This window comes from Mesorhizobium sp. M0678, assembly GCF_040320505.1.
In the GTDB taxonomy this organism is placed as follows: Bacteria; Pseudomonadota; Alphaproteobacteria; order Rhizobiales; family Rhizobiaceae; genus Mesorhizobium.
Genome location: NZ_JAMYPT010000010.1, coordinates 137,069 through 157,911, shown reverse-complemented (window position 1 = coordinate 157,911; position 20,843 = coordinate 137,069). Strand labels below are relative to the sequence as shown.

At 62.9% G+C, this 20,843-nt stretch carries 20 protein-coding genes; 10 read left to right on the top strand and 10 right to left on the bottom strand.

From position 1 onward, the window contains the following. Positions 1-7 precede the first annotated feature (7 nt). The 3 genes from ugpE to ugpB form a co-directional block, all read right to left on the bottom strand. Entirely contained in the window at positions 8-856 is an 849-nt protein-coding gene (gene ugpE / locus NKI29_RS19545; protein ID WP_352570555.1) for a sn-glycerol-3-phosphate ABC transporter permease UgpE, read from the bottom strand. An 8-nt stretch (positions 857-864) separates the two neighbouring features. After that, positions 865-1,749, bottom strand: a complete 885-nt coding sequence (gene ugpA / locus NKI29_RS19540) for a sn-glycerol-3-phosphate ABC transporter permease UgpA (protein ID WP_023677936.1) — start codon at positions 1,747-1,749, stop codon at positions 865-867. Between the two features lie 81 nt (positions 1,750-1,830). Next, positions 1,831-3,141 (bottom strand): sn-glycerol-3-phosphate ABC transporter substrate-binding protein UgpB, encoded by a 1,311-nt coding sequence (ugpB, locus tag NKI29_RS19535; RefSeq protein ID WP_352570556.1) that lies wholly within the window; start codon positions 3,139-3,141, stop codon positions 1,831-1,833. A 298-nt stretch (positions 3,142-3,439) separates the two neighbouring features. On the opposite strand from ugpB, the gene NKI29_RS19530 reads away from it, so the two are divergent. Further along, positions 3,440-5,872 (top strand): bifunctional diguanylate cyclase/phosphodiesterase, encoded by a 2,433-nt coding sequence (locus tag NKI29_RS19530; RefSeq protein WP_352646656.1) that lies wholly within the window; start codon positions 3,440-3,442, stop codon positions 5,870-5,872. A gap of 2 nt (positions 5,873-5,874) precedes the next feature. On the opposite strand, the gene tlpA is transcribed toward NKI29_RS19530, so the two are convergent. After that, the gene (gene tlpA, locus NKI29_RS19525) at positions 5,875-6,558 is read right to left on the bottom strand and encodes a thiol:disulfide interchange protein TlpA (RefSeq protein ID WP_023677933.1); all 684 of its coding nucleotides are present in this window, start codon (positions 6,556-6,558) and stop codon (positions 5,875-5,877) included. Positions 6,559-6,593: 35 nt separating this feature from the next. Between tlpA and argH the strand changes: the two genes are divergently transcribed. The 3 genes from argH to lysA all read left to right on the top strand — a co-directional run bounded on the left by argH (position 6,594) and on the right by lysA (position 9,556). Continuing rightward, positions 6,594-7,994 carry an argininosuccinate lyase gene (argH, locus tag NKI29_RS19520; RefSeq protein WP_352570557.1) on the top strand — a complete coding sequence of 467 codons (1,401 nt, stop codon included), beginning with the start codon at positions 6,594-6,596 and terminating at the stop codon, positions 7,992-7,994. 71 nt (positions 7,995-8,065) lie between these two features. After that, positions 8,066-8,272: a hypothetical protein gene (locus tag NKI29_RS19515; RefSeq protein ID WP_023677931.1), complete on the top strand. Its 207-nt coding sequence runs from the start codon at positions 8,066-8,068 to the stop codon at positions 8,270-8,272. A gap of 15 nt (positions 8,273-8,287) precedes the next feature. Next, entirely contained in the window at positions 8,288-9,556 is a 1,269-nt protein-coding gene (lysA, locus tag NKI29_RS19510) for a diaminopimelate decarboxylase (protein ID WP_352797023.1), read from the top strand. A 10-nt stretch (positions 9,557-9,566) separates the two neighbouring features. Here lysA and NKI29_RS19505 read toward each other — a convergent pair whose 3' ends face one another. Further along, positions 9,567-9,869, bottom strand: a complete 303-nt coding sequence (locus NKI29_RS19505; protein ID WP_352646661.1) for an ArsR/SmtB family transcription factor — start codon at positions 9,867-9,869, stop codon at positions 9,567-9,569. A 63-nt stretch (positions 9,870-9,932) separates the two neighbouring features. Between NKI29_RS19505 and NKI29_RS19500 the strand changes: the two genes are divergently transcribed. Together NKI29_RS19500 and NKI29_RS19495 are read left to right on the top strand one after the other, a co-directional pair. Next, positions 9,933-10,874, top strand: a complete 942-nt coding sequence (locus NKI29_RS19500; protein WP_352797021.1) for a threonine/serine dehydratase — start codon at positions 9,933-9,935, stop codon at positions 10,872-10,874. A 210-nt stretch (positions 10,875-11,084) separates the two neighbouring features. Further along, positions 11,085-13,700, top strand: coding sequence for a TIGR02302 family protein (locus NKI29_RS19495; RefSeq protein ID WP_352797018.1), 2,616 nt, complete (start codon positions 11,085-11,087; stop codon positions 13,698-13,700). A 72-nt stretch (positions 13,701-13,772) separates the two neighbouring features. On the opposite strand, the gene NKI29_RS19490 is transcribed toward NKI29_RS19495, so the two are convergent. Then, complete coding sequence (locus NKI29_RS19490; protein WP_023677927.1) at positions 13,773-14,630, bottom strand: LysR substrate-binding domain-containing protein; 858 nt, start codon at positions 14,628-14,630, stop codon at positions 13,773-13,775. 223 nt (positions 14,631-14,853) lie between these two features. Between NKI29_RS19490 and NKI29_RS19485 the strand changes: the two genes are divergently transcribed. After that, entirely contained in the window at positions 14,854-15,804 is a 951-nt protein-coding gene (locus NKI29_RS19485; protein ID WP_352570562.1) for a DMT family transporter, read from the top strand. An 18-nt stretch (positions 15,805-15,822) separates the two neighbouring features. On the opposite strand, the gene NKI29_RS19480 is transcribed toward NKI29_RS19485, so the two are convergent. From NKI29_RS19480 to NKI29_RS19470, 3 genes are all read right to left on the bottom strand, one after another. After that, a complete protein-coding gene (locus tag NKI29_RS19480) occupies positions 15,823-16,194 on the bottom strand; it encodes a response regulator (RefSeq protein WP_352570563.1) in 372 nt (123 codons plus the stop codon). Between the two features lie 179 nt (positions 16,195-16,373). After that, on the bottom strand, positions 16,374-16,916 hold the full coding sequence (gene hpt, locus NKI29_RS19475) for a hypoxanthine phosphoribosyltransferase (protein ID WP_254816654.1): 543 nt from the start codon (positions 16,914-16,916) through the stop codon (positions 16,374-16,376). Positions 16,917-17,100: 184 nt separating this feature from the next. Continuing rightward, positions 17,101-17,391 (bottom strand): hypothetical protein, encoded by a 291-nt coding sequence (locus NKI29_RS19470; RefSeq protein ID WP_352570564.1) that lies wholly within the window; start codon positions 17,389-17,391, stop codon positions 17,101-17,103. Positions 17,392-17,626: 235 nt separating this feature from the next. Between NKI29_RS19470 and ftsE the strand changes: the two genes are divergently transcribed. The 3 genes from ftsE to NKI29_RS19455 all read left to right on the top strand — a co-directional run bounded on the left by ftsE (position 17,627) and on the right by NKI29_RS19455 (position 20,115). Beyond that, positions 17,627-18,286, top strand: coding sequence for a cell division ATP-binding protein FtsE (ftsE, locus tag NKI29_RS19465; protein WP_352570565.1), 660 nt, complete (start codon positions 17,627-17,629; stop codon positions 18,284-18,286). Then, positions 18,279-19,262 carry a cell division protein FtsX gene (locus tag NKI29_RS19460; RefSeq protein ID WP_352570566.1) on the top strand — a complete coding sequence of 328 codons (984 nt, stop codon included), beginning with the start codon at positions 18,279-18,281 and terminating at the stop codon, positions 19,260-19,262. The genes ftsE and NKI29_RS19460 overlap by 8 nt, the downstream gene beginning before the upstream one ends. A gap of 88 nt (positions 19,263-19,350) precedes the next feature. After that, on the top strand, positions 19,351-20,115 hold the full coding sequence (locus NKI29_RS19455) for a YdcF family protein (protein ID WP_352570567.1): 765 nt from the start codon (positions 19,351-19,353) through the stop codon (positions 20,113-20,115). Between the two features lie 15 nt (positions 20,116-20,130). Here NKI29_RS19455 and NKI29_RS19450 read toward each other — a convergent pair whose 3' ends face one another. Then, positions 20,131-20,751, bottom strand: a complete 621-nt coding sequence (locus tag NKI29_RS19450) for a pyridoxamine 5'-phosphate oxidase family protein (RefSeq protein ID WP_352797016.1) — start codon at positions 20,749-20,751, stop codon at positions 20,131-20,133. Between the last annotated feature and the right edge of the window lie 92 nt (positions 20,752-20,843).

The following is a 20,843-nucleotide window of genomic DNA, read 5'->3' as shown; positions in this document are numbered from 1 at the left end:
CGGCTTCTCACTTTTCGGATTCGACCAGACCGCGCACGAACCAGCGTTGCATCAGCACGACCACCAGGATCGGCGGCACGATGGCCAGCATTGCCGTGACCATCACCAGGTGCCATTGGGTGTCGGCATCGGCGAAGGAAACCATCTTTCTCAGCGCGATGACGATGGTATTCATGTCGTTGCTGTTGGTGACGAGCAGCGGCCAAAGATACTGCGTCCAGCCATAGATGAAGAGGATCACGAACAGCGCGGCGATGTTTGTCCGCGACAGCGGCACCAGAATATCGAAAAAGAAGCGCCATGGCCCGGCACCGTCGACACGCGCCGCCTCGACCAATTCGCCCGGTATGGTCATGAAGAACTGGCGAAACAGCAGCGTTGCGGTGGCTGAGGCGATCAGCGGGACGATCAGGCCGGCATAGGTGTCGATCATGCCGAGATCGACCATCACCTTGTAGGTCGGCAGGATGCGCACCTCGACTGGAAGCATCAAGGTGATGAAGATCAGCCAGAAGAAGGTCATGCGCAGCGGAAAGCGAAAGAACACGATCGCGTAGGCCGACAGGATCGAGATGAAGATCTTTCCCACCGCAACGCCGAGCGCCATGATCGTGGTGTTGAGGAGCAGCCTGCCGACGCTGACCCCGCCGATACGACCGATGCCGCCGAACAGCGCCTCGCTGTAATTGTTCCATAGCTGGCCGCCGGGCAAGAGCGGCAGGGGCGGCCTGAGGATCGTTTGCAGCGTGTGCGTCGAGGCAACGAAGGTGTAGTAGATCGGAAAAGCCACGATCAATATGCCGAGGATGAGCACGGCATGGGCGATGAAGGTGCGGAGCGGGGACTGGCCGATCATCGCTACCCTCAGCCGTAATGGACTTTGCGTTCCACATAGCGGAACTGGATCGCTGTGAGCGCAATGACGATGGCCATCAGGATGACCGACTGCGCCGCCGAATCGCCCAGGATCAGATTGACGAAGCCGTCATTGTAGACCTTGTAGACCAGCGTCTCGGTCGTCTTGCCCGGCCCGCCGCCGGTGACGGCATGAACGATGCCGAACGTGTCGAACAGGGCATAGACGGTGTTGACGACCAGCAGGAAAAAGGTTGTCGGCGCAAGCAGCGGGAAGACGATGGTCCAGAAGCGCTTGGTTTCGCCGGCGCCGTCCATGGCCGCCGCTTCGATCAGCGTTTTCGGCACCGCCTGCAGGCCGGCGACGAAGAACAGGAAGTTGTAGCTGATCTGCTTCCAGGCAGCAGCCGACACCAGCAGGATCATGGCGTGGGTGCCGTTGAGCAGCGGGTCCCATACGATGCCGAGGCTTCTCAGCAAATAGGCCAACGAGCCGATCGAGGGATTGAACAGGAAAAGCCAAAGCATGCCGGCAATCGCCGGCGCCACGGCGTAAGGCCATATCAGCAGTGTGCGGTAGAGGCCTTTGCCGCGCACGGCCTTCTCGGCCATGACCGCGAGCAGCAGGGCCACAACCATGGCAACGATCGCGGTCGCAAGAGAGAACACTACTGTGACCTTGATCGAGTTGAGGTAGGCCGGATCGGCCAGCACCTTCCGGAAATTGGCAAACCAGACGAACCTGCTCTTCAGCCCGAACGGGTCTTGCCTGAGCATCGACTGGTAAAGCGCCTGACCGGCCGGCCAGTAGAAGAAAACCAGGGTGATGGCGAGTTGTGGCGCCACCAGCAGGTAGGGCAGGATCTTGTTGGGAAAGACGACGCGTGGAGACAGGCTGATTTCCCTCGCTATCCAGGTATCGCCCACGCGAGCTCGCGTGGGCGATATTCCAACCGACTAACCGAGATAATCCCGTCAGTTCTCCAGCGCTTCCTTGATCGCCGCGTTGCCGCGCGCAACCGCATTGTCGAGTGCCTGCTGGGCGGTTTGCTGGCCGGCCAGCATCTTCTCCAGCTCCTCGTTCTGGATATCGCGCACCTGCGGCAGATTCGGCAGGCGCACGCCCTTCGAATTGTCGGTCGGCGACTTGCCGATCATCTGCAGGATGGGTGTCTCGCGGCCGGGGTTCTTGTCATAGAAGCCTGATTTCTTCGTCGCCTCATACGCGGCGAGCGTCACAGGCAGGTATCCCGACTTCTGGTGCAGATATTCCTGCACATCGGTCTTGGACAGATAGGCAAAGAAGGCGGCGACACCCTTGTATTCCTCGTCCGACTTGTTGCCGAACACCCAGAGGCTGGCACCGCCCGGCGTCGTGTTCTGCGGGGCACCCTTGGCGTCACTGTCGTAAGGAAGCTGGCCGATGCCATAGTTCATGCCGGACTTGACGATATCGCCGAGGCCGCCCGACGATTCGGTGAAGATGCCGCATTCGCCGGCGAGGAATATCTGCTTGGCTTCGGAGGTGCGTCCGCCATATTTGAATGTGCCGTCCTTGGCCAGGTCAGCGAGCGCCTGGAAGTGGTTGACGAAAATCGGCGCATTGATCTTGAGTTCGACATCACCGCCGGCCAGGCCATTCTGCTGGGTGGCCCAAGGCACGTCATTCCACCCCGCGAAATTCTCCAGGTGGATCCAGGTCAGCCAGGTCGAGGTATAGCCGCAAGGGGAGGCGCCGCTCGTCTTGATCTTCTTGGCAGCTTCCCACACCTCGTTCCACGTCTTGGGCGGATTGTTCACGTCGAGGCCTGCCTTCTGGAAGATGTCCTTGTTGTAGTAGAGGATCGGCGAGGAAGAGTTGTAGGGGAACGATAGCATGGTGCCGTCCGGCTTCGAATAATAGCCGACGATGCCGGGCAGATACTGGCTCTTGTCGAAAGTCATCCCGGCGCCGGTCATCACATCGGCCACCGGCTTTATCGCACCCTCGGCCGCCATCATCACGCCGGTGCCGACGTCGAACACCTGGAGGATATCGGGCGCTTGCCCGGCACGAAAGGCAGCGATGCCGGCATTCAGCGTCTCCGGATAGGTGCCCTTGAACACCGGAACGAGCTCATAGTCGCTCTGGCTGGCGTTGAAATCCTTGGAGATCTTGGCGACGACCTCGGCGTTGGCGCCGGTCATGGCGTGCCACCAGCTGATCTGCGTGACGGCGAAGGCGGAGGTGGTGGAAAGCAGGGTCACGGTCGCGGCGATACCGGCCGCAAAGCCGAAGAACTTCATGTTTCATCTCCCGTTTGTCATTGGCGAAAGGGGCACTTCCGCAAAGCCAATATGTGGCGCTGATGACAATCGGACAACGGTTTTATTGCGGATCAATGAACATCATTCCTTCCTAAAGTGCACTCGCTACCGAAACCGGGCGCCAGAAATCACATCACCGTCTTTTCGGCGCAGCGGCGCGTCGGTTTTCCCCCGAAAAGACCCGCCTCATGGCCCGCGGGTTAACCATTCGTTAAAATCTCCAAGAGCTAATCAGTCACACCTCCCCTGTTAGTTTTGGCAGACCGAGTGAACCAGGATGCTGACGGTCTATAATTGTATTGTAAGTCAGCACGATCCGAGACTGGTTGCGCTCGCCGCACTCGTCTGTGGAATTTCTTGCTTCTCAGCGGTTAATCTCCTTAAGCATGTCGGCCGATCGACCGAGCGAAACCGGCTTGTCTGGCTGATGATCGCCGCGGCCTCGACCGGGTTCGGCATATGGGCGACGCATTTCATCGCCATGACCGCGTTTACGCCGGGAATCCCGAACGCATACAATCCGGGATTATCCGCCTTTTCGCTTGCCGCCGCCGTTATCATGACCGCGCTTGGGATGTGGGTCGCCACCTTGCGCCGCGGCATCGACCATTTCCTCGTCGGTGGCGCCATTCTGGGCGGCGCCATCGCGACGATGCACTACATCGGCATGGCAGCTTTCGAGGTCGAAGGCCGGGTCGTATGGAACCTGCTCCTTGTCGCGATATCGCTTCTGGCCGGCGTGACCCTCGCGGCACTGGCGCTCCTTGTCGTCTTGCGCCGTCCGTCAGCGCTCGCGACTTTCGGCGGCGCCGCGCTTTTGACGCTGGCGATTTGCAGCTTGCATTTCATCGCGATGGCCGCGGTGTCGATCATTCCGGACTCCTCGATTGAAATATCCGAACATTCCATCGAGCCCATTTCCCAGGCCTTTGCCGCAGCGGTCGCCAGCCTGATAATCCTTGTGCTATCGGGTGCCGCGCTATGGATCGACCTGCGCTTTCGCCGCCAGAAGCTCGAGGCCGATCGCATGCACGATCTCGCCAATGCGGCGGTGGAAGGTCTGATCGTTTGCGATGGCACCCGCATTGTCAGCGCCAATGACAGTATGGCGAAGCTGACCGGAACAGCGACAGCCACCCTGAACACGATGCAATTCGGCGAGCTTTTCGACGGACAGAGCGCAGCCGATATGTCCGGCTTCGGCGAACAGGCGCAGGAAGCGAAGTTAAGAGGCAGCGACGGGGCGAGAATTCCTGTCGAGCTGATCGCCAGGAAAATAACCTACTGCGGCAGGCCTCATACGGTGCTTGCCGTTCGCGACATCCGTGAGCGCAAGAAGGCAGAACAAGAGATCCTCCGCCTCGCGCATTTCGATCCGCTTACCGGGCTTGCCAATCGGCGGAGCTTTTCTTCCCGGCTGGAAGCAGAATTCGCCTCGATGGATCGTGGCGGCAAGGATGGACATCTGGCGCTCCTGCTGCTTGACCTTGACCGGTTCAAGCAAGTCAACGACCTCTATGGCCACGGGGCCGGCGATGCTATGCTGCAGAAGCTGGCGCACTGCATTTCCGGCATCCCGCGCCACGGACAGATGCTCGCGCGTCTCGGCGGCGATGAATTTGCCATCATAGCTCCGAACCTCCCCGACCCCCTGGCCGCAGGCCGGATAGCCGAGGACTTGCTGGCGGCGATCCGGGAGGAAAACAGGGTTTCGGTCGGCTCCGGCCTCGTCTCGGCCAGCATCGGCATCGCCTTCTTTCCGCTGGATGCCGAAGACCAGGCCGGCCTGATCAGCCATGCCGACACGGCACTCCATCGCGCCAAAACCGAAGGCAGGGACACTTATCGGTTTTTCGAGATAGCCATGGGCACCGCGGCCCGCGACAAGCGCGTGATGGAGCATGAATTGCGCCAGGCGATCGCCCGCAAGGAGTTCCACCTCGTCTATCAGCCGCAGAAGGAGATCCGCGGCGGCAGGATGATCGGCTTCGAAGCCCTGGTCCGTTGGCAGCACCCTGAGCGGGGTGACATTTCTCCGGCCGTTTTCATCCCCGTGGCCGAGGACAGTGGCGCTATCGCGCAGATAGGCGACTGGGTGCTGACGACGGCTTGTAACGATGCTGCTCGCTGGACAAACCCGCTGATGGTCGCCGTCAACGTCTCCGCCGTGCAACTTCACAATCCGAACTTCAGCCGCAAGGTGCACGACGCATTGACGAGATCCGGCCTGGCCCCCGGCAGGCTCGAACTGGAGATCACCGAAACGGCCCTGGTGAAGGACATGCCGCGCGCGCTGGCAACCTTGAGGCAGGTCAAGGCGCTTGGCGTGCATGTGGCGATGGACGATTTTGGCACCGGCTATTCTTCGCTGTCCAACCTCAGCGCCTTTCCCTTCGACAAGATCAAGATCGACGGGTCGTTCATCAAATCGGTCGACAAGAACGCCCAGTTCGCGGCGATCGTTCGCGCCGTGCTGGGGCTTGGACGCGGTCTCGGCCTACCGGTTCTGGCAGAAGGTATCGAGACGCCGGGTGAATTGCAGTTCCTGGACGCCGAGGCTTGCGAGATCGGGCAAGGCTACTACCTCGGCAAACCGGCTCCGATCGAGACATTCGGGGAACTGACGGGCGTGGCCTCTCCGGCAATCCGCACCGCCAGCCGACGCGGCGCAAGCATTGCCGTGCTCAAGCCGCGCCTGCGCACGGTCTGAGCCTATCCCGGCTGAAGCGCCGCCTCGACCAGACGCTTGGCATCCGGCCCCGACCATTCGGCCGGGCCATTCATATGGGCGATCAGGCAGCCTTGCCCATCGATCAGCATGGTGACCGGCAGACCGAGCGCCAGGCCGCGCGTCTTGACGTCGTTGAACAGCGCCATCGTGGCATCGCGATAGTAGCCGAGCGACTTGACGCCGGTGTCCTCCAGGAACTTCTTCGGTTTGGCATCGTCGCCGGCATCGACGTTGACGGCAACAACCTGAAACGCATCGCTGCCCATCTCCTTCTGCAGCGCATCGAGCGCCGGCATTTCGGCGCGGCAAGGTGCGCACCATGTCGCCCACAGATTGAGCAGCACCGTCTTGCCGGCATGATCGGCGATCGTCGTCGGCTTGCCGTCGGGGCCGTTGAAGGCAAGGCTTTTCAGCGATTGCGGCGGATCCGCCGGCAAAAGCGCGGCAACTTGGCCGGTGGCAGCGGCGGCGATCTTCTTGGCACGGTCGGTCTTGGCGGCGCAGGCGACGTCGTCCTTGCCGCCGCCGGCGGCCACTTGCGCGGGCGCCTTGTTGCCAGAACTGCTTTCCCTGACATATACCGCGACCGCGCCGGCCAGCACGCCCGCAACCAAAGCGGCGAGGATGAGACGCAAAGCCGGGAAAAATCTATTGCCGTCTGCCATTTTGCAAAAACTGCTCCGGAGCACGGGTTATAGCGATGAACGACAAGAAGGCCAGCAACCAGATGTGGGGCGGACGTTTTGCCTCGGGTCCGGCCGCAATCATGGAAGCGATCAACGCGTCGATCTCGTTCGACCGCAAACTCTATGCGCAGGATATTCGCGGCTCGATCGCCCATAGCCAGATGCTGGCGCAAACGGGCATTATTTCGGCGGCCGATCAAGAAAAAATCGCTCACGGGCTGAACACGATCCTGGCAGAGATCGAGGCCGGCACCTTCGAGTTCTCGACCAGGCTGGAAGACATCCACATGAATGTCGAGGCCCGTCTGGCCGATTTGATCGGCCCCGCCGCCGGCCGCCTGCATACCGCCCGCTCGCGCAACGACCAGGTGGCGGTCGACCTCAGGCTGTGGGTCAAGGACGAATGCTTTCGTGTCGCCGAGGCGCTGAAGGGCCTGATCACGGCGTTCCTGGATCGGGCCGAGGAGCATGCGGCAACGGTGATGCCGGGCTTCACCCACATGCAGGCGGCGCAGCCGGTGACCTTCGGCCACCACTGCATGGCTTATGTCGAGATGTTTGCACGCGACCTGTCGCGCGTCCGCGATGCGATTGAGCGGATGGATGAAAGCCCGCTCGGCGCCGCCGCCCTTGCCGGCACCAGCTTTTCCATCGACCGGCACCAGACGGCGAAGGCGCTTGGCTTCCGCGAGCCGATGCGCAATTCGCTCGACAGTGTTTCGGACCGCGATTTCGCGCTCGAGTTCCTGGGCTTGGCGGCGATCTGCGCGACGCATCTGTCGCGGCTGGCCGAAGAGATCATCATCTGGTCGACGCCGCAATTCGGCTTCGTCAGGCTATCGGATAGTTTCTCGACGGGTTCGTCGATCATGCCGCAGAAGAAGAACCCGGACGCTGCCGAACTGGTGCGCGGCAAGACCGGCCGCGTCACCGGCCATCTCGTCGGCCTGCTGACGGTGATGAAGGGCATGCCGCTGACCTATGGCAAGGACATGCAGGAAGACAAGGAATCCGTCTTCGACGCGGCCGAGACGCTCGACCTGATGCTGGCGGCAATGACCGGCATGGTGCGCGACATGATGGTGAACACTGCTGCGATGAAAAAGGCGGCCGGCGCCGGCTATTCGACTGCGACCGACCTCGCCGACTGGCTGGTGCGCACGCTCGGCCTGCCGTTCCGCGAGGCGCACCATATCACTGGCCGGGCGGTGGCGCTGGCCGAGGACAGGAAGATCGGGCTCGACAGGCTTTCGCTGGAGGATCTGCAGTCCATTCACCCCGGTATCAGCGCCGACGTGTTTTCGGTTCTTGCCGTGCAGAATTCTGTAAAGAGCCGCACGAGCTTCGGCGGCACCGCGCCGTCCGAGGTGCGCAAGCAGATCCGCTACTGGAAAAAGCGGCTCGCCAAGGCGTAAGACGCGGGGTGCAATGGCCGCAAAACTCGGCTAGAAGCGGCTGCGGGCAACAGTTTCGGACGGATGGCACGATGACCGGAAGCAGGATTTTGGTGACGCTGACGCTGCTGGCGGCAATGGCCACCGTTGCGGCCTGCGGCAGGAAGGCTGCGCTCGACACGCCGTACGCGGCAGCCGTGCAGGCCCGCAAGGACGCCGAGAAGGCCAAGCAACCTTTGCCGCCGGAGCCGGAAAAACCTGTCGAGGACAAGAAATTCATCCTCGACCCGCTGCTCTGATTTCGGACCAATCTCGTGAACCATTTCGACTACCGCGACGGCGCGCTGCATGCCGAGGACGTGGCGATATCAGACATCGCCGCCAGCGTCGGCACGCCGTTCTACTGTTATTCGACGGCGACGCTGACCAGGCATTTTCGCGTCTTCACCGAGGCCTTTGCCGGGCTCGATGCTCTCGTCTGCTATGCCATGAAGGCGAATTCCAACCAGGCCGTGCTGAGGGTGCTGGCAAGGCTCGGCGCCGGCGCCGACGTGGTCTCGGAGGGCGAATTGCGCCGCGCTTTGGCGGCCGGCATCCCGGCAAGCAAGATCTTGTTTTCGGGCGTCGGCAAGACCGCGCGCGAAATGGATTTCGCACTCTCGGCCGGCATTCTCTGCTTCAACGTCGAATCCGAACCGGAGCTGGAGCTGCTGTCGGCCCGCGCCACCGCGCTGGGCAAGGTCGCGCCGATCTCGCTGCGCATCAATCCGGATGTCGACGCCAGGACGCACAAGAAGATTTCGACTGGGAAGGCCGAGAACAAGTTCGGCATTCCGTGGCAGCATGCGCGGAAGGTCTATGCGCGCGCGGCTGAGCTGCCGGGCATCAAGGTCACCGGCATAGACACCCATATCGGCAGCCAGATCACCGAATTGCAGCCCTTCGACGACGCCTTTGCGCTGCTGGTGGAGTTGGTCGGCGCCTTGCGCTCCGACGGTCATGCCATCGAGCACATCGATGTCGGCGGCGGCCTTGGCATTCCCTACCGCGTCAACAACAACCCGCCGCCTTTGCCCGATGCCTATGCCCAGATCGTCAGGAAGCATGTTGCCAAACTTGGGCTGAAAGTGATGTTCGAGCCAGGCCGGCTGATCGTCGGCAATGCCGGCATCCTGGTCTCGCAGGTGATCTTCGTGAAGGAGGGCGACGCCAAGAACTTCCTCGTCGTAGACGCCGCGATGAACGACCTGATCCGGCCGACGCTTTACGACGCTTTCCACGACATCAGGCCGGTGTCGCAGCAGCCGGCCGCTGCACCACGCATGAAGGTCGACGTCGTTGGCCCGGTTTGTGAGACCGGCGACTATCTCGGGCTCGACCGTGACCTGCCCCGGCTGAAATCCGGCGACCTGATCGCTGTCTCCACCGCCGGCGCCTATGGCGCCGTTCAGGCCGGCACCTACAATACCAGGCTGCTGGTACCGGAAGTGCTGGTCGACGGCGACCGCTTCCACGTTGTGCGCCCGCGCCAGACCTATGACGAGCTGATCGGACTGGACTCGGTGCCGGACTGGTTGGAGTAGAACTCTGCAGCTACAGCCGGTGCTGAATGAGCGCCCTGGTCTCGGCGATTCTGTCCTCATTCCGGCGATAGAATATCCACTGCTTGATGCGCTTGCTGCGCAAAAGCCCTGCCTGGGTGAGCACGCGCATATGCTCGCTGAGCGTTGCCTGGGTGATCCCCAGCTTTTCCGCGATCAGCAGCGCGCAGACGCCGTCCTCGACCAGATCGCCGTCCGTCTGCGACGGAAAATGCGCTCGCGGGTCCTTCAGCCAATCGAGGATCTGCAGCCTGCGCTCGTTGGCGATTGCTTTGAAGACATCGATCTCTTGCATTTAGGCACTTTGCCAAGTTACTAAGTTATGTCAACTCTGAATGTCAACTCTGGGAGTGAAAGCATGCTGCACGGCCACACGATCACACGCGAGCGCATTGCGGCGATAGAACCCCGCATCCGGCCCTTCGTGCGCCACACGCCGGTGCTGCGCGTCGACATGGCCGATTTCGGCCGCCCGCCTCTGCCTGTCGACCTGAAGCTTGAGTGCTTGCAGCATTCCGGCTCGTTCAACGCACGTGGTGCGTTCACCAATCTCCTCGAACGGCCGGTTCCTGCGGCCGGCGTCGTCGCCGCATCGGGCGGCAACCACGGTGCCGCCGTCGCCTATGCCGCCATGCGGCTCGGCCACAAGGCGACCATCTTTGTTCCCGAAGTGAGCCCGCAGGCCAAGCTGGACCGCATCCGCGGCTACGGCGCCGAGTTGATCGTCGGCGGCGCCCGTTATGCCGAGGCGCTGGCCGCCAGCGAGAGCTTCGCCGAAAAATCCGGCGCGCTGCAGATCCACGCCTTCAACCAGGAGGAGACGCTGGTCGGGCAAGGCACGCTCGGCCTCGAGATCGAGGCCGACCTGCCGAAGCTCAACACCCTGCTGGTCGCCGTCGGCGGCGGCGGGCTGATCGGCGGCATCGCTGCCTGGTTTTCCGGCCGCATCAGGATAATCGCGGTCGAGCCGGAGGGTGCGCCGACGCTTCATCGCGCCTTCGAGGCGGGCCGACCCGTCGACGCGCCGGCTGAGGGCATCGCCGCCGATTCGCTCGCGCCAAAGCGTGTCGGCGAAATGATGTTTCCTATCGCCGAGGCATTCGTCGAGCGCTCGATCCTGGTCGGCGACGACGACATTATCGCCGCCCAGGCGGCGCTGTGGGACCGCGTGCGAATCATCTCCGAGCCGGGCGGTGCGGCCGCCTTCGCGGCGCTCCTGTCCGGCCGCTACGCACCGGCTGCAGGCGAGCGCGTTGCCGTACTGGTCTGCGGCGCAAACGCCAATCCGGCGAAATTCTGACAATATCCGGGGCATTATTGTTCACGTTTTGGGGAACCGCCTCGCCTTCGCCGTGTTTGTTGGTATCCTTAGGGCGATGTGCATCCGCTTGGACGCACGGAGTGCGCTAAGATTTTAGGTCTTCGCATCGTGCTTCCCGAAAATCGACTTTTCGGGCCCATGCGATAGACTCGTGAGGCCTGGGCTATCCCGCCCGGCCAGGAAGGGCCGATGACACAACGACCCATTTTCACCAGCGATCGCAGTCTGGCCAGGCGCCTTGCCTTGAGCCGGCTGGGGACGCAGGTCTCGATAATCGTCGAACGCGGCTGGCCATTGCTGCTGCCACTGATCATCGTCGCCAGCCTGTTCCTCAGCATTTCGTGGCTCGGCCTGTTCCCATTTTTGCCCGATCTGGCGCGGATCGGTCTTATCACGGCATTCGGCGTCGCAGCGCTTGCCGCACTCTATCCACTGCGTTTCTTCCGCACGCCATCCAGTGCCGAGGTCGACCGCCGCATCGAGGCGGCCAACCGATTGCTGCACAGCCCGGTGCAGGTCCAGACCGATCGCCCGAGCGGCAAGGAAAGCATTTTTTCGCAAGCCCTGTGGCGCGAGCATCAGCGGCGCATGGCGGACCGGCTGGGCGAGCTTGGCGGCGACGTGCCGCGCACACGCGTGCCGGAACGCGACCCGTGGGCGCTGCGCGCCGTTGCCGCGCTTTTGTTGGTCACTGCCTTTGCCTTCTCCTTCGGGCCATCGGGCGGCAGGCTGAGCGACGGTTTTGTTGCCCGTGCCGCCCGCGACGTCGTGCCGCCGCGCATTGATGCCTGGGTGACGCCGCCGGCCTATACCGGCAGGCCGCCGGTATTCCTGAACGCCCCGGTCCTGGCCAACAACGCGACTCAAGCGCTGCCGACCTTCACGGTTCCGGAGGGCAGCGATGTGTCGCTGCGCGTCACCGGCGGTTCGGGCGAGGAAACGCTGAGCTACGCCGACACCGGCGGCAACACCCGCGCCATCGATCCGACCGGGCCGCAAGCCGCCAAGACTGAGGCAAGTCCGGCAACGCCTTCCACCGTGCGCCAGTTCAGCGGCAAGTTAACGGCCGACGGCACGCTGACGCTGCAGTCCAGCGACGGCGAGCTCGGCCGCTGGGCCTTCGCCATAATTCCCGACAAGCCGCCGCAGATCCGCTTTGTCGGCGAACCGAAGCGCGCCGTCAACGGCGCCTTCGAACTCAACTACCAGATCGACGACGACTATGGCGCGGCCTCCGCCAAGGCGGTTTTCGCATTGGCCGACCCGCAAGTGCCCAACGCGCATCCGCTCTATGGCCCGCCGGAAATGCCGCTGACGTTGCCGCGCCGCGGCGGCAAGGCCAATGCCGCTAAGTCGACGAAGGATCTGACCGACCATGTCTGGGCAGGTGGCAACGTCAAGCTGTCGCTTGTCGCCACCGACGGTGCCGGACACACGGCGACCAGCGAAACCAAGACGCTGGTGATGCCGGAGCGGCAATTCTCCAACCCGTTGGCGCGGGCTGTGGTCGAGCAGCGCCGCATACTGGCGCTCGACGCCTATGCCAAGGACCGCGTGCTCGACCTGATGGATGCAATCACGCTCAGGCCGGAAGACACGTTCGACAACATGGCGCACTACCTCGCCATCATGAGCGCCCGCACCCGGCTGAAGATGGCAGACAGCGACGACCAGTTGCGCGACGAGGTCGCTTACCTCTGGGAGATCGCGCTCGGCATTGAGGAAGGCAATCTGTCGGCGGCCGAGAAGCGGCTGCGCCAAGCGCAGCAGGCGCTGCAGGATGCGATCAAGAACGGCGCCAGCGACCAAGAGATCGAGAAGGCGATGAAGGAACTGCGCGAGGCGATGAACCAGTTCCTGCAGGAATTCGCGGCGCGGGCGCAGCAGAATCCGAATGCGCCACAGATGCAGCAGAACGGCCAGGAACTGCGCCAGAGCGACATCGACCGCATGATGGACCAGATCGAGAACCTGGCGAAATCCGGCAATCGCGACCAGGCGCAGCAATTGCTGTCGGAGCTGCAGGACATGATGAACAATCTGCAGGCAGGCCGCCAGCAACAGGGCGGTCAGCAGGACAGCGAGATGCGCCAGCAGATGGACAAGCTGGGCGAAATCATGCGGCGCCAGCAGGAGATGATGAACGACACTTTCCGCATGGACCAGATGCAGCGCGGCCAGCAACAGCGCGGGCAGAACCGCGACGAGCAGCTCGGCGAGAACGGTGAGCCAGGCCCGATGGGCGAAGAGGGCAAGCCCGTCCCGGGTGACGACCGCGATCCGCTCGGCCGGCCGAAGCCGATGACGCCGCAGGAATTTGCTGACGCGCTGAAGCAATTGCAGGAAGGCCAGGGCAAGCTGCAGAGCGAGCTCGATCAATTGAGGAAGAGCCTCGAAGGCATGGGCCTTGACCCCAATGAGGGGTTTGGCGAGGCCGGCAAATCCATGGGCAATGCCGAACAGGCGCTCGGCGAGGGCGAAGGCGATCAGGCCGTCGGTCACCAGGGCCGCGCATTGGAAGCCTTGCGCAGGGGCGCCAAGGACATGATGAAGCAACTGCAGGCGATGCAAGGCGACCAGGGCGGCAACGGGCAGGGCGGACGCCAGCAGAATGCCGACCGTGACCCGCTCGGGCGGCCCCGCACCAGCGAGGGTCCCGATGACGGAAGTTCGGTGAGAGTGCCTGACGAGATCGATGTGCAGCGTGCCCGCCAGATCCTCGAAGCGATCCGCAAGCGGCTCGGCAACGCACTCAGCCCCGATATCGAGCGCAGCTATCTGGAGCGGTTGCTGGAGCTGAAGTAAGGCTGCCCCCCAATATTCGGAAGATCGCCGTGCGGTCCGTGGAGGCCGCCACCGCCGGACTGAGCGGCACTTTTAACGGTTGGTGAACGCCTCGCGGATCGCCTCTTCCATGCCGTCGATGGCCTCGCCGGAAGCGTTCGGATTGCGCCGCAGCACCACGTTCGAGGAATCGATGTCGCCGAACCCGTCGGCGGCCGTAAGCTCGCGGCAGCCGGCCGGGATGTTGCTGCGCGAGATCGGCGCAATCGCCAACCCGGAGGTGACGGCGAGCCGCAGGCCGCCATTGGTATCGCTGGTGTAGGCGACACGATAGGCGAGACCGCGCTGTTCCAGCGACTTTATAGCGAAATCCTTGCACCAACCGGCACGGTTGTAGAGCGCGATCGGCACCGGCCGCTCCTCATGCATGTGATGCAGCTCCGACGTCACCCATACGGTCGGGTCATGCATCAGCACCTCACCGCCGGACAGATCCTGCCATTCGAACACCACCGCCAGATCGAGCTCGCCGGCAGCGAGCGCCGCGATCTGCGCACCGGAATGCGCGTAGCGGACGGTGATGTCGACCTGAGGATGGCGCTTGGCAAAGGCGCCGAGTGCCCGCGACAGGATCGCGTGGCCATATTCCTCCGGGATACCGATGCGCACCGGCCCGCCAAGCGGCGCCGCGACCATCGATGCCGCCGTCTCGTCGAGCAGTGAAACGATGCGCCTGGCGTTGGCTATGAGTTCGCCGCCGCGCTGCGTCAACGCTACACCGCGCGACCCGCGCTCGAACAGGCTGTCGCCGATCATGCCTTCGAGCCTCTTCATCTGCATCGAGACCGCCGACTGGGTGCGGCCGGCCCGCTCCGCCGCTTTGGTGAAATTGCCGGTGTCGGCGACCGCCACGAAGGTGCGCAACAGGTCGCTGTCGAGATTGGGTCGCATGTGCCCGCCATAAGAAAATCTGATTGCTGGCATCATTCCAATTCGTTTGCAACATGTCAAACGGCGGACGATAGTCGCCTTACCCATTGGATATGCGGCCGGGAAATCGGCTGCGGACCAATCAAAAGTCCTCACTCGTACCCGCTGCCCGAAACGGTGGCGGGTTCTTTTTACCCGGATGCAGGCCTGCTTTCGGCCGCGCACGCGGGAGACAGGAGCGCCTATGCAGAATCGGCTTGTGCTCGGCATCCTCAGCCTCTGTCTCGGCGTGCTGGTCTTTTCGCTGCAGGACCCGCTGGTCAAGGCGGTGTCGAGCCACTATCCGGTCACCGAGGTGATGGCGATCCGCTCGATCGTCGCCCTGCCGATCCTGGTTTTCCTTGTCCACGCCGATGTCGGATTCCAGGCGATCCTGTCGAAGCGGTTCGGCATGCTGACGATGCGCGCCTTCATCCAGTTCACCTCCTACACGGCCTACTACCTGGCAATCGCCGCCCTGCCGCTGGCTGACGCGGTGGCGCTCTATTTCATGGCGCCGCTGTTCATCATGGCGTTGGCCGGCCCCTATCTCGGCGAACGCGTGTCCTGGCAGGCGCTCGCCACCGTCCTGGTCGGCATGCTCGGCGTGCTGGTGATGATGCGCCCGGGCGCCGGCTTGTTCGACTGGGCAGCGCTGCTGTCGCTAGGTTCGGCTTTGCTCTACGGTTTCTCGCAGCTGATGGCACGCAAGATCGGCGACACCGAATCCTCGACTGTCATGGCTTTCTATCAGAACGGCGCCTATCTGGTCGGCGCCGCCTTGGCGGCGGCATTGTTTTGGCTGGCAGGCATTGACCACGCCGTGCATCCGAGCCTCGAATTCCTCGTCCGGCCATGGGTCTGGCCGGCGACGCCGGATCTCCTCAAGATGGGGGCATGCGGCTTCGTTGCCTCGGCCGGCATGATCCTGTTGTCGCAGGCCTACCGGCTGGCGCCCGCCAACAGCGTCGCCACCTTCGAATACACCGGTATCATCTGGTCGCCGCTATGGGGTTTTCTGTTCTTTGCCGAAGTGCCGCGACCAGCGACGGCGGCGGGCGCAGCCCTCATCATCGGCGCCGGCCTGTTTGCGCTCAATGCCAGCCGGCGCCTGAGCGGCGCGCCAGCCATTACGGCGACCTGCGACCCTGCCTGAGGCGGTCGGCCTTGGGCTTTAGGCGAAGCAGGCGAGCGCCTGTTCGACGCGGGCGCGGATTTCAGCCAGCGTGAACGGCTTTTGCACGACGTCGAGAATAATGCCGTCCAATTCCTCGGCGCGCTCGCGCTGGTCGGCATAGCCGGTCATCAGCATGATCTTCATCGCCGGGAACAGCGCCGCTGCCGCCTTGGCCATCTCGATGCCGTCCATCTCCGGCATGCGGATGTCGGACAGCACAAGGTCGTAGCTCCCTTGCGCCGTCCGGATCAGAGAAAGGCCATGTGCGCCGTCCGCGGCAACAGTGACATTATGCCCGGCGCGTTCGAGCGCGCGAGCGGCGAGAGTGCGGACGGATTCATCGTCCTCGACGATCAGGAGCTTTGCCATGGGCAGGATATTTGGCGGGGAAAAGTTGATGTTTCCTGAAGGCGCTGAAGGTCGATGCGGCCTTTTCAGAATTCGCTCCGCCGAGTCAGATGGCGTGGTTTTCGAGAACCGGAGCGGAGCGGACGTTCGAGTCCGAGAGCACCGGCAGGTGGCCGCCGGAGTAGAATTATCAAAAGGCCTCAAGCGTCGCCCTTGACGATGCCGACGAAGGGCAATTCGCGAAACGCGTGGGCGACGTCCATGCCATAACCGACGACGAAATAATCGGGGCAGTCGAAGCCGACATAGTCGGCGTTGAGCGTGGTCTGGCGGCGCATGCGCTTGTCGAGCAGCACGGCGATGGCACAGCTCCTCGCGCCGCGCGACAGCATGAGGTCGCGGGTGAAACTCAGCGTCTTGCCGGATTCCAGAATGTCATCGATCAAAAGCACATCGCGACCGGCGACCTCGTTGTCGATGTCGCGCAGCACCCTCACCTCACCGCTGGTCGTGCCGGCGCCATAGCTGGAGATGAAGATGAACTCGACCTCCGGCGACAGGCCGACATCGTGCATGGCACGGATAAGATCGGCGGCGAAGATGAATGATCCCTTCAGCACCGAGATTACCAGAAGGTCGTGGTAGTCGTGCCCGGCGATCTCCTTGGCAAGTTCCAGGTTTCGCCGCGCGATGGCGGACGCCGAAAACAGGACTTCGATGTCCTTGCCGCGCACAACTGGCATTGGCTGCCCTTCCAGAAATGATCGCCTTGTAGGCGAAGCCGACCGAAAACGGTCTTCAACCTGTTTCTAGGCATGTCGTGCCGTCTGGCAAGGCCAAATCTTCGCAGGGCGCCCGCGAACGGTCGGATGTCCCAGCGCGTCGCGAATCGTTTATCTGGTGACCTGTTGATTTTCTGGCGCCGCTCTAACGAACCAGCGCATGGCCGCCCGAAATCCAGAAGGCGGCAAAGGCGGCACCGACGCCGACAATCCAGAAGATCGGCCCACCATGCACCCACAACGGGCGTTCGGCGGCGGTTTCGGGCTTGCGCAACATGTCCATGCCTTCGATCGAAGGCATGGACATCATGCGCGCAGGCGGCGGCGCAAAGTCTGGACGTGTAAAATGGCGGGGCAGCACCTCATAATCGGCATCGATGACCTCGGCGGTCACGTCGCGCATGATGCGTTCCGGCTCGGCGGCCGGATCGGTCATGATTTCGCCGGAACCGGGCGCGCGGTTCGATCCTCAGCCATCATGGCCCAACACTACCGCACCTGTTCGCTGTTCGTTTCTTTTGGGTAAACGGAAATGGTTAACGCTTCCCCACCGGAACCCCTGTGACTCGCTCGAAAAGCCCCCAAATTAACCGTCGGTTAACCATGCCGGCCGATGGTCTTTCCACAGAAAGGGCTGGCATCTTGCCGCCGAGAATTTCAGGTCGTCGAAAGTGATCCGCTTCGAAAATGTCGGCCTCCGCTATGGCATGGGTCCGGAGATTCTCCGCGACATCTCCTTGCACATTCCGAAGCGCTCCTTTCAGTTCCTGAGCGGACCTTCAGGCGCCGGCAAGACGACGTTGCTGCGGCTTTTGTTCATGTCGCTGAAGCCGACGCGCGGCCTGATCACCATTTTCGGCAAGGACCGCTCGCGCATCTCGCGTACCGAATTGCCGCATCTGAGACGACGCATCGGCGTGGTGTTCCAGGATTTTCGCCTGCTCGACCATATGACCACCTACGAGAACGTGGCGTTGCCGCTGCGCGTGCGCGGCCGCGAGGAGGCGACCTATCGCACCGACGTCACCGAGCTGCTGAAATGGGTCGGCCTCGGCGAGCGCATGCATGTGCTGCCGCCGGTGCTGTCTGGCGGCGAGAAGCAGCGCGCCGCCATCGCCCGGGCGTTGATCGAGCAGCCCGAGATCCTGCTCGCCGACGAGCCGACCGGCAATGTCGACCCGCCGCTGGCACGACGCTTGCTGCGGTTGTTCATCGAGCTCAACCGGCTGGGCACCGCCGTGGTGATCGCCACACACGACCTCGGCCTGATGGAACAGGTCGACGCACGGCGAATGATCCTGGCCGGCGGAAGGCTGGACATCTATGACTGAGCTCTCCGTCGAACATTTCGAGGGTCAGGACGCCGCGGCGGCAAAGCCCCGCGTCCAGCGCAAAATGGCGCCGATCGTGCCGGCGCAGAACATCGCCGGCCGGGCGCTGGTGCTGGTCATCGCCATCATGACGTTTCTGTCCTGCCTGACGTTTGGCGCCGTCACGCTGGTGCGTGACACCGCCTCCGTCTGGGAGAACCAGATCTCGCGCGAAGCGACAATCCAGATCAAGCCGGTCGACGGCCTCGACATGGAGGCCGCACTTGCGCTGGCCTCGCAGATCGCCGGCGAATTCCCTGGCGTGAAAAGCGCCCGGATCGTCGACCGCGAAGCGACGGCCCGGCTGCTCGAGCCTTGGCTGGGCTCGGGCCTGAACATCGATGAGCTGCCGGTGCCGCGCTTGATCATCATCACCATCGACGAGAATAGTCCGCCCGATTTCGCCGCACTGCGCGCGGCGATCACGCCGAAGCTGCCGAGTGCCTCGCTCGACGATCATCGCACCTGGGTCGACCGGCTGGTTGCCATGGCCCGCACCACGGTAACGATCGGTGTCGCAGTGCTGGCGCTGATGCTGTCGGCGACGGTGCTGACCGTTGTGTTCGCAACGCGCGGCGCCATGGCCGGCAATGGCCACATCATCGAGGTGCTGCATTTTGTCGGCGCCGAGGCGCGCTTCATCGCGCGCGAATTCCGCCGGCATTTTCTGGTCACCGGCATGAAGGGCGCCGCGGCAGGCGGCGGCGCGGCGATCCTGGTCTTCATCGTCTTCTCCTGGTGGTCGTCACGCAACATGGCAACGCCGCAGGCCGACCAGGCGACCGCCCTGTTCGGCAATTTCGCCATCGGCTCGGCGGGTTATCTCGGGGTCGCTGTCATGGTGCTGGTGATCGGCGCGCTGACGGCGGCAACCTCCCATTTCACCGTGGTTACCTATCTCAGCGACATCGACATTCGCCAGCCGGACGCCGGCTAAAGGAAAGATCGATCACGGATGAAAACGCATCGTCACGAAAATTGCATTTTTTTCCTACCAAAGGCCGTATTTCGGGATTAACCATTTCATGATGGACGTTCGGGACTCGACCGATACCGCTGGATGCATGCCAGTGCTGGTTGCGCGCCCGCCTGTATTCGCCGAGCCTGATGAATTTGCCAAGCCGGGTCAGTTCGCCAAACATGGGCGGCTGCTGGCAGCCCGCTCTTTGCGCATCTCGGCTCTCCTTCTGCTCGCCTTTATGGCGCTGTTTGTCGCCGGCTTCGGCTGGTTCGCCAATACCGTCAGCCGCCTGACTACGCCCGCCAATCCGGCAAGGGCCGACGCTATCATCGTGCTGACCGGCGGCCAGTCGCGCCTCGACGCTGCGATGGGCCTGCTTGCGTTAGGCAAGGGCGAGCGGCTGCTGATCAGCGGCGTCCATCCCTCCGCCAGCCGCCGCCAGCTTCAGGCCGCGACCGGCGGCGACAAGAGGCTGTTTTCCTGCTGCGTCGACATCGACCGCGCCGCGCTCGACACGATCGGCAATGCCGAGGAAAGTGCCAAATGGGTCGAGGACCATGCCTACGGCACGGTCATTCTCGTCACCAACAATTATCACATGCCGCGCAGCCTGCTGGAAATGGGCCGGCTGCTGCACGGCGCCAGGCTCGAACCCTATCCGGTGGTCAACACCAACCTCGAGAATGGCGGCTGGCTGACCAAGCCAGAAGCGCTACGCGTGCTGTTCACCGAATATAACAAATACCTGCTGGCGCTGGCGCGCGGCATCATGCCGGTGAAGCAATCGCCCAACGGCGTCACGCTGGCCGACGCCGCGGGCGGAAGCTGAACGGCACCGGCACTTTTATTCCCTAGCTGCTGCACCCGAGCGCAAGCGTGCGATCTCCTGTTCGAGCCGTTCGATGCGCTTGTCGCGTTCGCCCAGCGCCGCCGCCACGTCGGCCGCTTCGAAACGCTGCGGGATGTGCTGCGAGCAATTTGAATCCCAAGCCGAAACCGTAAACAGGATGACCTGCTCGGGTCGCGCCTTATAGTCTTGCGGCATCAGCTTTGCCGTCAGCTCGGCATCGCCCTCGACGACTTGCGCTTTGCCCCAGATCTTGATGCGCTGCCGGTGCGCATAATCGATCAGGAATAGGAAAGCCTGTCGGTTGTCGCTGAGGTTGCCCTGGGTGATGAACTGCCTGTTGCCGGAAAAATCGGCAAAGCCGATCGTCCGTTCGTCGAGCACCTTGAGGAAACCGGCAGGCCCGCCGCGATGCTGGATGTAAGGCTGCCCGTCCGCATTGGCGGTCGACAGAAAGACGCTGGTCTGCGCCTCGATGAAGGCGGCGAGATCGGGCGTGATTGCCGCCTGCCAGCCGCCACGCTCCTCGACACGGGCATAGGCCTGGCGCGAGCCCTTGCGCGCCTGAATCGCCTTCACCGTCGGGGTGAAAGCAACATCGCTGGTGTGAGCGTTCATGGAAGCCTCCTCAAGCGCCGAGCTGCGCTGCATTGCTAGTCAGGAAATAGGTCCTTCCATCTTCGAGATGCAGATGCCATATCTGCAATCTA